12 protein-coding genes are annotated in these 12,239 nt (G+C 69.6%); 3 read left to right on the top strand and 9 right to left on the bottom strand.

Annotated features, from left to right (window positions below):
- Positions 1-18: 18 nt before the first annotated feature.
- From AC5Y4T_RS02800 to AC5Y4T_RS02790, 3 genes are read right to left on the bottom strand one after another with little or no spacing between them, the layout of a single operon-like run.
- The gene (locus AC5Y4T_RS02800) at positions 19-1,122 is read right to left on the bottom strand and encodes an acyl-CoA dehydrogenase family protein (RefSeq protein ID WP_499951920.1); all 1,104 of its coding nucleotides are present in this window, start codon (positions 1,120-1,122) and stop codon (positions 19-21) included.
- The gene (locus AC5Y4T_RS02795) at positions 1,119-2,309 is read right to left on the bottom strand and encodes an acyl-CoA dehydrogenase family protein (RefSeq protein ID WP_499951915.1); all 1,191 of its coding nucleotides are present in this window, start codon (positions 2,307-2,309) and stop codon (positions 1,119-1,121) included. The genes AC5Y4T_RS02800 and AC5Y4T_RS02795 overlap by 4 nt, the downstream gene beginning before the upstream one ends.
- Complete coding sequence (locus AC5Y4T_RS02790) at positions 2,306-3,088, bottom strand: SDR family oxidoreductase (protein ID WP_499951910.1); 783 nt, start codon at positions 3,086-3,088, stop codon at positions 2,306-2,308. Before AC5Y4T_RS02790 ends, AC5Y4T_RS02795 begins: the two co-directional genes overlap by 4 nt.
- Positions 3,089-3,222: 134 nt before the next feature.
- Between AC5Y4T_RS02790 and AC5Y4T_RS02785 the strand changes: the two genes are divergently transcribed.
- The gene (locus AC5Y4T_RS02785; protein WP_499951905.1) at positions 3,223-3,543 is read left to right on the top strand and encodes a PE-PGRS family protein; all 321 of its coding nucleotides are present in this window, start codon (positions 3,223-3,225) and stop codon (positions 3,541-3,543) included.
- Positions 3,544-3,555: 12 nt separating this feature from the next.
- Here AC5Y4T_RS02785 and AC5Y4T_RS02780 read toward each other — a convergent pair whose 3' ends face one another.
- Together AC5Y4T_RS02780 and AC5Y4T_RS02775 are read right to left on the bottom strand one after the other, a co-directional pair.
- Entirely contained in the window at positions 3,556-6,792 is a 3,237-nt protein-coding gene (locus tag AC5Y4T_RS02780; protein ID WP_499951903.1) for a carboxyl transferase domain-containing protein, read from the bottom strand.
- Positions 6,789-8,321 carry a class I adenylate-forming enzyme family protein gene (locus AC5Y4T_RS02775; protein ID WP_499951901.1) on the bottom strand — a complete coding sequence of 511 codons (1,533 nt, stop codon included), beginning with the start codon at positions 8,319-8,321 and terminating at the stop codon, positions 6,789-6,791. Before AC5Y4T_RS02775 ends, AC5Y4T_RS02780 begins: the two co-directional genes overlap by 4 nt.
- A gap of 44 nt (positions 8,322-8,365) precedes the next feature.
- On the opposite strand from AC5Y4T_RS02775, the gene AC5Y4T_RS02770 reads away from it, so the two are divergent.
- Positions 8,366-9,199, top strand: a complete 834-nt coding sequence (locus tag AC5Y4T_RS02770; RefSeq protein ID WP_499951899.1) for an acyl-CoA thioesterase domain-containing protein — start codon at positions 8,366-8,368, stop codon at positions 9,197-9,199.
- Positions 9,200-9,241: 42 nt separating this feature from the next.
- Positions 9,242-9,736, top strand: coding sequence for a hypothetical protein (locus tag AC5Y4T_RS02765; protein ID WP_499951898.1), 495 nt, complete (start codon positions 9,242-9,244; stop codon positions 9,734-9,736).
- Here AC5Y4T_RS02765 and AC5Y4T_RS02760 read toward each other — a convergent pair.
- The 4 genes from AC5Y4T_RS02760 to AC5Y4T_RS02745 all read right to left on the bottom strand — a co-directional run bounded on the left by AC5Y4T_RS02760 (position 9,733) and on the right by AC5Y4T_RS02745 (position 12,022).
- Positions 9,733-10,188, bottom strand: a complete 456-nt coding sequence (locus AC5Y4T_RS02760; RefSeq protein WP_499951897.1) for a flavodoxin family protein — start codon at positions 10,186-10,188, stop codon at positions 9,733-9,735. The two genes, AC5Y4T_RS02765 and AC5Y4T_RS02760, sit on opposite strands and share 4 nt — an antisense overlap.
- Complete coding sequence (locus AC5Y4T_RS02755; RefSeq protein WP_499951896.1) at positions 10,185-10,649, bottom strand: tetratricopeptide repeat protein; 465 nt, start codon at positions 10,647-10,649, stop codon at positions 10,185-10,187. The genes AC5Y4T_RS02760 and AC5Y4T_RS02755 overlap by 4 nt, the downstream gene beginning before the upstream one ends.
- Entirely contained in the window at positions 10,646-11,383 is a 738-nt protein-coding gene (gene dapB, locus AC5Y4T_RS02750) for a 4-hydroxy-tetrahydrodipicolinate reductase (RefSeq protein ID WP_499951894.1), read from the bottom strand. Before dapB ends, AC5Y4T_RS02755 begins: the two co-directional genes overlap by 4 nt.
- A gap of 81 nt (positions 11,384-11,464) precedes the next feature.
- A complete protein-coding gene (locus AC5Y4T_RS02745) occupies positions 11,465-12,022 on the bottom strand; it encodes a hypothetical protein (protein WP_499951893.1) in 558 nt (185 codons plus the stop codon).
- Positions 12,023-12,239: the final 217 nt, after the last annotated feature.

The following is a 12,239-nucleotide window of genomic DNA, read 5'->3' as shown; positions in this document are numbered from 1 at the left end:
GCTCCGAAAGATGTGTGGTCAGAACGCCGGCAGGTCCACCAATTCGGCCAGCCGGGCGCGGTGCCGGTAGGCGGTGCCGAACGCCAACTGGTCGCTCTTGGCCCGCTTGAGGTACAGGTGCGCGGGATATTCCCAGGTCATGCCGATGCCGCCGTGCAGCTGCACGCACTCTTCGGCGGCATGCACGGCGACGTCGCCGCAGTAGGCCTGGGCGATCGCCGCCGCTGCGTCGGCGTCCTTTGCGCCCCGGGCGCAGGTGTCGGCCGCATAGCGCGCCGCGGCGGTTGCCGCGCCGACCTCGAACCACAGATCCGCCAACCGATGCTTGATCGCCTGGTAGGAGCCGATCGTGCGGCCGAACTGCCTGCGTTGCCTGACGTATTCCAGCGTGGTTTCAAAGCACCATTGGGCGACCCCGAGTTGCTCGGACGCCAGCAATGCCGCTGCGGTCCGGATGGCCTCGGTGACCGGCTCGTCGCCCGCCCCGACAAGGGACGACGGAGACCCCGAAAATGCCACGGCGGCAAGGGGTCTGGTCATATCCAGCGCGAGCAGCGGGGAAATCTGCACGCCCGCCGCGTCGCGCGCCACGGTGTGCAACTCGAGCCCGTCGCGCCCGGCGACCGGCACCACCAGCACGTCGGCGGCGTCGGCACCTGCGACGCTGGTGACCGACCCGCTCAGTCCGTCGGCGTCGGCGCTGACCGCGGTGACCGGGTCGCCCGGTGCGTTCGACAGCGGGACCACCAGCGCCGCCGTCAGCTCGCCCTGGGCCAGGGCCGGCAGGGTTGCGGTGTCACCGGCGCGTAGCAGCGCGATCGTGGCGAGGACCGCGCTGGACAAAAAAGGCACCGGCGCAACGGCGCGGCCGATCTCCTCCATGACCACGGCGGCCTCGCGCACGCTGGCGTCGGCGCCACCCAGCGACTCCGGAACCAGCAGGCCGGCCACGCCCAGTTCGGTGGCCAGCGTGTGCCACACAGCCGAAAAGTCTTGTGGCTGTGGGTCGTAGAGGCGCGTCACCGATTCGGCCGGGCACCGTTCGGTGAAGAGTTGACGGACACCGGCCCGCAACGCCTCTTCGGTGTCGGAGTACAGCAGGTCCGCGGCGTGCGCGCTCATCGGGGGAGGTCCTTCCACGCGGCCTCTTTGTCGACACGGTGTTCTCCCGGCAGGCCCAGGATCCGCTCGGAGATGGTGTTGCGCAGGATCTCCGACGTACCGCCCTCGATCGAGTTGCCGCGCGCCCGCAGGTAGCGGTAGCCGGGCCCGCGACCGACCAGGTCGACCGTCTCGGGCCTGCGCATGGTCCAGTCATCGTAGAGCAGCGCCGCTTCACCATGCAGCTCGATCTCGAAGCCCGAAATCGCTTGTGCCAGCTTAGCGAACGCCACCTTCATGCCAGCGCCTTCCGGGCCGGGCTGACCGGTGGCGGCCTGTTGCCGCAACCGTTCACCGGCCAGCCGAAGGACCTCGGCCTCAACCCACAGCCGCATCAGCTGGTCGTGCATTGCGGGGTTGCGCAGCGCCGGGTCGTCGCGCCAGGCCTCGGTGACCTTGCCGATGTGGCCACTTTCCCGGGGCGCCCCGGCGCGCGACCCGATGGCGACGCGCTCGTTGTTGAGGGTGGTGGTCGCGACCCGCCAGCCACCGCCCTCCGGGCCGAGCCGATTCGCATCGGGCACCCGCACGTCGGTGAGGAACACCTCGTTGAATTCGGCCTCGCCGGTGATCTGGCGCAACGGCCGGATCTCGACGCCCGGCTGCGTCATGTCGCACAGAAAGTAGGTCAGGCCGTGGTGTTTGGGCACGGACGGATCGGTGCGGGCGACCAGGATGGCCATCTGCGCGTGCTGCGCCTGCGACGTCCACACCTTCTGCCCGTTGACAATCCAGTCGTCACCGTCGCGCACCGCACGGGTGGCCACCCCCGCCAGGTCCGATCCGGCGCCCGGCTCGCTGAACAGCTGGCAGTAGATCTGCTCACCGGTGAACAACGGGCGCAGGAACTTTCGCTTCTGCTCGTCGGTGCCGAACGCCGCGATCGTCGGCGCCGCCATGCCCATGCCGATGTAATTCTTGCGGGTGCCGCCCACCGGAGCACCGGCGGCCGCCAGCCGCACATCGACTCGCTCCTGGGCGGTGCGCGGCAGGTCCAGCCCGCCGAAGCCGCGCGGCAGGTGCACCCAGGCCAGGCCCGCATCGTATTGCGCGGCAAGGAAATCCCGCGGGTCACTGGTGGCCGGATCGTGCTCGTCGAGCAGCGCCTGAATCCGCGCGTCCAGGCCGGCCGCGTCGGCGGCGGTCATTGCCCGCCGCCGGGTGCGGACTGGAATCCCTGGGCGGCGCCCAGCAGCAGGCCACCGTCGATCACCATGGTCTCGCCGGTGATCCAGCTCGCCGCGTCGGAAACCAGGAAGGCGACGGCCGCGGCCACGTCGACCGGCTCCCCGATGCGACCGAGCGCGATCGACGACGCCAGCGGGTCCTCGTGGTCCTTCCACAGCGCCTCGGCCAGGCGGGTGCGCACCACGCCGGGCGCGATGGCGTTGACCCGGACGCGCGGCGAAAGTTCCAGTGCCAATTGCTTGGTGACGTGGATCAGCGCGGCCTTGGTGGCGTTGTACATGCCCATGGCCGGTGACTGGTGCAGTCCGCCGATTGACGCGGTGTTGACGATCGCGCCGCCGTGCTCCCCCATCCACGACTTGACCGCGAGTGAGGTCCACAGCAGCGGTGCCCACAGGTTGACGTCGAAGATCTTGGTGAAACGGGCGTGATCCTGGTCGATCAGCGGACCGTAGGCGGGATTGGTTCCGGCGTTGTTGATCAGGATGTCGACGCTGCCGAAGCGCTCCAGCGTGAGGTCGACGCAGCGGCGCGCCGCGTCCTCGTCGACCGCGTGGGCGCCCACCCCGAGGGCCTGCTGCCCCACCTGGGCGGCGGCCTCGTCGGCGGCCTCCTGCTTGCGCGCGGTGAGCACCACATTGGCGCCCGCGGCCGCCATCTGCTGAGCTATCGAGAGGCCGATTCCGCGCGACGCGCCGGTGATGATCGCGGTGCGGCCGGTCAGATCTTGTGAGGTCATGGTGTCAGGCCTTCCGTCGCGGTCAAGAGCCGCCGGGCGGCAGCGCAGACTTGGTTGCTGCCGAATTTTATTCACGATGTTTTGGACATGTGTTGAGGTGGTATGCCACGCGCATGTTATCGAAATTGACACTCATGAAACCGCTGGTTGTTGCCGGTGCCGTCGCCGCGGCCATCGCCGCCGCGCCCGCGGCCGCGGCCGAGGTCTACGTCGCCGGACCGGCCGCTGCACCCACGCACGTGACCTTCAAGGACGACCCGGGCGGCGGCGGCTGCGACGCGAACGGAAACTGCGGCTCGGGCGGCCAGTTCAACGGCCCCGGCGGCGGTCCGGGCGGCCAGGGCTGCGTCCCGGGCGTCGGCTGCGGCTCCGGCGGGCAGAACGCTGGACCCGGCGGCATTCCGGGCGGGCAAGGCTGTCTGCCGGGCGTCGGCTGCGGCGGCGGCCACGCGTAATCGCTGAACCCGTCAGCCTCCCGAGAGCCTGGTGATCCAGGCCCGGGAGGCTGCTGGGTCGATGACGTCGTCCAGTTCGAATGTGGTGGCCGCCCGCAGCGCCTTGCCGTGCTCGTAGGCGCCGGCCACCAAGCGATCGAACAGGCTTTGCCGCTCGGCGGGATCGCCTGACTGGTCCGCGGCGGCCAGTTCCTTGCTGAAGCCAAGCCGCACCGCGCCTTCCAGGCCCATGCCGCCGATCTCTCCGGTCGGCCAGGCGACGGTGAAGTGCGGCGCGCGAAATGAGCCGCCGGCCATCGCCATCGCGCCGAGCCCGTATCCCTTGCGCAGGATGATCATTCCCAGCGGCACCGTCAGCCGCGCGCCCAGGACGAACATCCGACCGAAGCGGCGAACGGCCGCTTCCTTTTCCGCGTCGGGCCCGACCATGAAGCCCGGGGTGTCGCACAGCGAGATCACCGGCAGCCGGAACGATTCGCACAACGCCAGGAAGTCGCCGGTCTTGTCGGCGGCCTCGGCATCGATCGCGCCACCCAGATGGTGGGTGCTGTTGGCGATCAACCCGTACGGAACCCCCTCGACGCGCACCAGCGCGGTGACGATTCCCACGCCGTAATCCGGACGCAGCTCCAGCACCGATCCGACGTCGACGATCGCCTCGATCGCGCGGTGCACGTCGTAGGCGCGTAACCGGTTCTGCGGCACCACATGCCGGGCCAACCGCGGATCGGGCGCCGCCCAGTCGCTGACCGAGCCCTGAAAGTACGACAGGTACTGCTTGGCCAGTGCGACAGCGTGCGCCTCATCGCGGGCGACCAGGCTGACCACGCCGTTGCGGCGCTGCACGCCGATCGGCCCGATCGCCTCGGGCGGATACACGCCCAGCCCGCCGCCCTCGATCATCGCCGGCCCGCCCATCCCGATGTTGGCGTCCGGCGTCGCGATGATCACGTCGCACACCCCGGCCAGCGCGGCATTGCCGGCGAAGCACCGGCCCGAGACGACCGACACCAGCGGCACTTCCCCACTCAGTCCCGCGAGCATCCGGAAGGTAGGGACGTCCAGCCCGGCGGCGCCCCCGACGTCGGTGTCCCCCGGCCGGCCCCCGCCGCCCTCGGCGAACAGCACCACCGGCAACCGCTTTCGCGCGGCGAGGTCGAACACGCGGTCGGTCTTGGCGTGGTTGCGCATGCCCTGCGTGCCGGCCAGCACGGTGTAGTCGTAGGACACCACGACGGCCTGCGCCGCCGCCCGGCCGAACCGATCCGCGCCGATGGTGGCCAGGCCGGCGACCAGGCCGTCGGCCGGGGTGTTGACGATCAGGTCCTCCTCCGAGCGCCGGCTGCGCTGCGCGGCGATGGCCAGCGCGCCGTATTCGACGAAGCTGTCGGGGTCGACGAGGTCGGCGATGTTCTCCCGCGCGGTGCGCCGGCCTTGGTTGTGCCGCTTGGTGACCGCGGCCTGGCGGCCCTCGTCGAGGGTCAGGGCGTGGCGGTGCACGACCTCGTCAAGATCGGCACGTGGACGATCGAGATCGGTTCCGGCCGAGACGGATTCGCTATCACCAGCATCGGCGGTGCGGGTGAAGACCAACAGCGGGTCTCCGGTGCCGACCACCTGGCCCGGAGCCACCAGGACCCGGACAATCCGCAGCGCGTCCGGCGCGACGAGCACGTGCTGCATCTTCATCGCTTCCAGCACAACCAGCTGACCACCCGCGGGGTATTCGGTGCCCTCGGGCACCACCTCGACCACGGTGCCGGCCAGCTGCGCGCGCAGCGCGTCCTCACCGGGGTAGAGCTCGACCGCGGCCACCCGCGTTTCCTGCCGGTGCGACAGCGCCGCCTGGGCGAGTTCGGGTAGCTTCTCATCGAGGAAACCGGTGCTCACCCAACCGGACTCGATGCGATCGTCGCGCAGCAGTTCGCGCAGGAATGCGATGTTGGTGTTGACGCCCTCGATGCTGAACTCGGCCAGGGCGGTGCGGGCTTTGCGCACCGCCGCCCGCCAGGACGACCCATGCACAAAGACGATGAGCTTGGCCAGCAGCGAATCGTACTGGGGGCTTATCACCAATCCGGCCCGGCCATAGGTGTCGACGCGCACGCCGGGACCGCTGGGCGGGGAGAACACCGTGAGCGTGCCCGCCGATCCGGCGACGGAGGAGTCGGGCCCGAAGGTCTCCGTGTTGACCCTGAGTTGCATGGCGATGCCGTGGTGCGCGGCGGGCTCGCCGATGACTTCCATTCCGTCGGAGGCGATCCCGGATGCCAGCCCCAGCTGGTAGAAGGATGCACCGCCGGCGATCGCCAGCTGGACGGCCACCAGGTCGAGTCCGGTGGTTTCCTCGGTGACGGTGTGCTCGACCTGGATTCGCGGGTTGACTTCGAGGAAGACGAATTGCTCGCCGGTGACCAGGAATTCGACCGTGGCCAGTCCGCGCAGGCCCACGCGGGCGCACAGGCGCACCGCCGCCTCGTGCAGTGCTCGGCGGAGGTCGTCCGAAAGTCCTTGCGCGGGAGCGATTTCGATGATCTTCTGGTAGCGCCGCTGGATGCTGCAGTCGCGGTCGCCGACCGCGCGGGCGTGCGTCTGGTGACCCGCTGGCGCGGCGACGACCTGCACCTCGATGTGGCGCGCGTCGGTGAGCAGCGCCTCGGCGAACAGCGCGGGATCGCCGAAGCCCAGCTGCGCCTCGGCGGCGCACCGCCGATAGGCCTCGTCGATCCGATCGGCGTTGCGCACCTTGCGCATTCCGCGCCCTCCGCCACCGGCGAGGGCCTTGATCATGATGCCACCGCCGTGGGCGGCAAAGAATGCCCTGATGTCCTCGACGCTGCTCGGCCCCTCGGTTGCCGGCAGCACCGGCACCCCGGCGGCGATCGCGGCGCGGCGGGCCGACGTCTTGTTGCCGAGCAGCTCGAGCACCCCGGCGTCGGGACCTACGAACGTGTAGCCGCCCGTCGCGCAGGCATCGGCGAATGTGGCGTTCTCGCTGAGGAATCCGTAACCCGGATGGACCAGATCCGCACCGGAGTTCTTCGCCGCGGCCAGCACGGCGGACTGGTCCAGGTAGGCGCGCGGCCCGGCGCCCGGCAGGCCGATCGCCTCGTCGGCCGCGTGCACATGCGGGCTCTCCGCATCGTCCTCGGCATAGACCGCGATCGTGCGCATCCCCAGTTCGGTTGCCGTGCGGATGATTCGAAGGGCGATCTCGCCGCGGTTGGCGACCAGCAGGCTCGGGCTCATCGCAGCGGGTCTCCCCACTGGACCTGCTCGCGGAGTCTGGCCTTGAGCAGTTTGCCGCCGGCATTGCGCGGCAGCGCACTGTCTACCACCGTGACGTATTGCGGCACTTTGAAGTCGGCCAGCTGGCTGCGGCAGTGGTCGAGCACCGCCGGCACGTCGATTTCGTCGTCGCCGCCGAACAACACCGCCCCCACCTTCTCGCCCATGACCTCGTCGGAGACCCCGAGCACGCAGGCGTCGGCCACGTGCGGCGCCGCCAGCAGCACGGCCTCCACCTCGACGCTGGAGACGTTCTCACCACCGCGGTTGATGATGTCCTTGAGCCGGTCCACGATGTGCACCCGGCCCGCATCGTCGACGCGCACCACGTCGCCGGTGTGCAGCCAGCCGTCCGCAAACGTCGTGGCGGTGGCCGCGGAGGTCCTAGCCCGATTCCAGTAGCCGGTGGTCACATTGGCGCCCCGCGCCACCAACTCCCCTACACCCGGGTCGTCCCCGAACGGGATCACCCCCAGGTCCACCGATGGAACCGCGTAGCCGACGGAGTCGGCGTGCTCGACGGCCTCGCTGTCGGGCAGCACGGTCATCAGTGACGCCGTCTCCGTCATGCCATAGCCGTTGAACACCGTGGCGCAGGGGAACGCGTTCTTCACCGACCGCACCAGCGACGGGGCGATCGGTGCGCCGCCGTAGCCCACCCACCGCACGTTCGACACGTCGAGGTCGGCAAAACCGCTGTGCCGCAACAACAGCGAATATATTGCCGGGACGGTGACCATGACCGAGATGCGTTCGGCGGTCAGCGTGGCGAGCAACGCGTCCAGATTGAGCGTGGGCATGATCACCGAGGCTCCCCCGAGCCGGGCGGCGGCCAGCAGCTGGGTATTGCAACCCGTCACATGAAACAGCGGCACGGAGATGAGCGTGCGCATCGCTTCGCCGAGGTCCCGCGGCTGTTGCAGACAGCGGATCGCGTTCTCGGTGTTGGTCAGGAACGCCTCGTGCGTGGTCGGAACGCCCTTGGGGTGGCCGGTGGTGCCCGACGTGTAGAACAGGGCCGCCGTGTCGGCGCGGCCGCGTTGCTCGGTGACGTAGGGCCGCCCGTCGGGCAGCGCGGCGTCCGGCGCCAGATCCACTCGCGCACCGGAGTCCGACAGGACGAACTCGACCTCGGGCTGCGCCGATCGCGTATTGACCGCCACCACAACGCCACCGGCCATCACGGTGCCCCAGAACGCCAGCGCCCAGTCGATTCCGGCGGGGTAACGCACCGCGACGCGGTCGCCCGGCTTCAGGCCGTCCGCGCGCAGCCCCCCGGCGACCCGCGCCGCGCGATCCCAGAGCTGCCGGTATGTGAGACGCCCGGCCCCCAGCTCGACCAGGGCTTCTGCGCCCGGACGGGCGTCGACCTGTTCGGCGAGCATGTCCAGCAGGGACGCGGGCAGCTCGTCGAAGCGCGGAATACCATCGCGACCCCGGAACACGCCGGTCAGCGGGAACGGGTTACGGTCGCGCGGAATTTCGATCACAGCATGCCCGGTCCTTGCTAATCCGGTGTCCTATCGTGATAGCGGTGACGATCGACGATTCCGCCATCATGCCCGAGGCGTTCTTCACTGTAGACGGCGACTCCTATGTTCCGGGCCCGATGACGCAAGGCCCGTGGGGCTCGGCGATGGGCGGCCAGATCGTCGGGGGTCTGTTGGGTTGGGGCATAGAGCAATCCGGCATCGATCCGGACCTGCAGCCCGCCCGCTTCACGGTTGACCTGTTGCGCCCGGCCCTGATGGAGCCGGTGCAGATCCGGACCGCGGTGCAGCGCGAGGGCCGGCGCATCAAACTGGTCGACGGCAGCCTGGTCCAGAACGGCACCGTCGTCGCCCGGGCCAGCGCGCTGTTTTTGCGCCGCGGCGATCATCCCGAGGGTCAGGTGTGGTCGTCGCCGGCGCAGATGCCGCCGCTCCCGACATCCTCGGACGGCTTCGGAGACGGGATGCCGTTTCTCATCTGGGGGTATGGTGCGACGCTGCAAGGCAGTCCGGGAATCGCGGCCGGCGAATGGGAGCAGACCCACTCCCAGAAGTTCGCCTGGGCGCGGGTGTTTCGCCCGATGGTGCACGGACATCCGCTCACACCGTTCACCCGCCTGGCCTTCGTCGGTGACATCACGAGTTCGCTCACCCATTGGGGCACCGGTGGATTGCGCTACATCAACGCCGACTACACCGTGACGGCGAGCCGATTGCCCGACGGCGAATTCCTCGGTCTGGCCGCCCAGAGCCACTACGGCGCGGCCGGTGTCGCCACCGGCGCCGCGACCCTGTTCGACCGGCACGGGCCGATCGGCACCAGCTCGGCGCTGGCCCTGGCTCAACCGGCCGACGCCTTCAAACCGACCTACGCCTAGGCGGCCGGCCTGGACTCCCGAGCCGTTCCACGGGAACCTTGAGTGGTGAGCCAGCGCCTAACGGACAATCGCCTCGCGGCCGCCGCCGTCGCCTTCCTCGGCTACACGGCGCTGATGCTCGTGCTGGAACGTCGCATGCGCCGCAGCGGCGGGCCGGGGATCATCGCATTCGAGTTGGCCGGCAATGCATCTCGGGCTGAAGACATCATGACGCGGTGGGGCAGCGACGGCCGGCGGTCCGCGCGCCTGTCGCTGTGGCTCGATTTCGGCTACATGGCCACCTATGGCGTGCTGACGGCGCTGCTCGTCGACCGCGCGCGCCGGCGGCATGGCCACCCGGCCGGTCTGCCCGCCGCCGTGCTTGTCGCCGTCGCCGGTGATGCGGCGGAGGGAGTTTCACTGCTGAGGGTGCTGCGCGGGACACGGATCGGCGTCCATGCCCGGCGCGCACAGGTCGCCGCGCTGATCAAGTTCGCGGTCCTCGTGGGGGCACTGGGATACGCCGTTACCGGATCGGGCCGTCCGGTCGCCGGTTAGTCCATCAGCTGCGCGGCGACCGTCGCCCCGAGCTCCCAGCACGCCTGCAGCTCGTCCTTGCCGGGTTTGCCCGACACGATCACGGTCTCCGCTGCTTTGACCCAGCCCAGCCCGGTGGTGATGGTGTCGACGGCGCGCTCGGCGCCCTCCGTGCCCTCGTTGCCGTGCAGGTACAACCCGAAAGGTCGCCCACGGGTCGAGTCGAGAAGCTGGTAGTAGGCGCAGTCGAACGCGTGCTTGAGAGCGCCCGAGATGTAGCCGAGGTTCGCCGGGGTGCCCAGCAGGTAGCCGTCGGCGGCCAGCATCTCGGCCGGCGAGACCGTCAGCGCCGGGCGCCGCAGCACCTCGACGCCCTCGATGTCGGGGTCGGTGGCGCCGGAAATTACGGCCTCGAACATCTCCTGGCAGTGCGGTGATGGCGTGTGGTGCACGATCAGCAGCGTCTTGCTCATGGGCTGCTCTGCAGCTCGACCGCCGTCTTCATGGCCTCGCGGGCGCGGCGGCGATCGCCCGCGTAGTCATAGGCGCGGGCCAGCCGGTACCAGCGCCGCCAGTCTTCCGGGTGGTCCTCCACCTCGGTTCGGACCGCGGCGAACAGTTCGTCGGCCGCGTCGCGCCGGATGCGGCCCGACGGGCGGCGCGGCAGCGCGCTGGTGTCCAGCTCCATTCCGTCGGCCGCGATCAGCCGGGCCAGCTTCTGGTGCGCGAACCCGGCGCGCAGGGTGGCGATCATGGCCCACAGCCCGATCACCGGCAGGATCAGCACCGCGAGTCCGAGGCCGACGGCGGCGGCCCGGCCGGAGCCGATCATCGCGACGGCCACGCGCCCCAGCAGCACGAAGTACACCAGCAGCGCGACGCACATGAAGGCGACGAGCAACTGGGTGCGCACCACCCGCGCGGTGTCGCTCATTGCAGATTGAGCAGGGCCTCGAGACCCACCGTCAGGCCGGGGTGTTCCTTGATCCTCCGCACGGCCAGCAGCACGCCGGGCACGAACGAGGTCCGGTCGATGCTGTCGTGGCGGATGGTCAGCGTCTCCCCGTCGGTGCCGAACAGGATCTCCTGATGGGCGACCAGCCCGGCCAGCCGAACCGAGTGCACCGGGATGCCGTCGACGTCGGCCCCACGCGCGCCCGCCAGGCTGGTGCTGGTGGCATCGGGGTTGGGCGGCAAGCCCTTTCGCGACTCGGCGATCAGTTTCGCAGTGCGGGTCGCGGTTCCCGACGGGGCGTCGGCCTTGTGCGGGTGATGCAGCTCGATCACCTCGGCCGAGTCGAAGAAGGGCGCGGCCTGCTTGGCGAAGTGCATCGAAAGCACCGCCCCGATGGCGAAGTTCGGCGCGATCAACACCGACGCGCCGGGGCCGTCGGCGAGCCAATCCTGCACCTGCCGCAGCCGCTCGGCGGTGAAGCCCGTGGTCCCCACGACCGCGTGAATTCCGTTGCCTATCACGTACTTCAGATTGTCCATCACCACGTCGGGGTGGGTGAAGTCGATGACGACCTCGGTGTCGCCCTCGGTCAGCAGGCTCATCGGATCGCCGGCGTCCACTTCGGCCGACAGGGTCAAATCCTCGGCGGCCTGCACGCCCGCCACCATCGCCGATCCGACCTTGCCCTTGGCTCCCAGCACCCCTACCCGCATGGCCTTCACCCTAGACCGCGTCGATTCCGCGCCGCGCGTGCGTCTTTCCACGACAACTCGGATGGCGCTGATTCGCGGCGATCAGGTGTGGACGATCCAGCCCGCTTCGGTATAGGGAGCGGGTTGCTTGGGGTCGTTGATCGTGATGTACAGGTCGCCTGGCGTCGGCATAGCGAAGCCGACGAATCCGTGGGCGGTCTGCCCGTCGTGAAGGCCGCCCGATTGCAGCGCGGGCAGCTTGTCGAGCCGCCGGTAGTCGACCGCCAACGTTGACGGCTCGGGCGCGTCGTCGGGATGAGTCCAAGGCTGAGGGCCGCCGCCGTATCCGGCGAACATGTAGCGCTGGTCGAACTGGAAGAACTGGTGGGACGTCGCGGTGACAGTCATTTCCACTACGTTGCATCCGGGGCCACTCGGAGCCGCGAAATGAGAGGCGCACCCTGGCGGAAACCACGTGGCACTGTTGACCGTGATGTCGGCGGTCGCGCCGCTAGCCGTCTGCACATGCACGGGCACGCCCATCTGACCGATCGGGAACGGTGGACTCTCCGGCGTGGAGTCGGCCGAACCGGAGGGACACGACCATCCGGCGATGACGACGGTGACCGCCGTTGCCGCACTGACGAATCCCGCGCGCACCAGAACAGGCTACCGCAGCGCTGCCACGAAAACCGCGGAATCGTTTCGATCCAGCGCGTTTGCTGGATCCCCTTGCGGCTGAGGTCGAATCGACAAAATGATCCGGCAGGGTGACCCCCGTCTGCGTGCCGCGCGGGCGTGGCGGGTTGGCTTGTCCACAGTTCGGGGTTCATCCACAGCTGCCGCGCGGTCCGTTTTCTTCGCTGTTCCCTGGGCA

The sequence above is a fragment of the Mycobacterium sp. NGS11 genome, from assembly GCF_059813315.1.
Note: the sequence above shows the minus strand (reverse complement) of the source record. Positions and strands in the feature narration are given on the sequence as shown.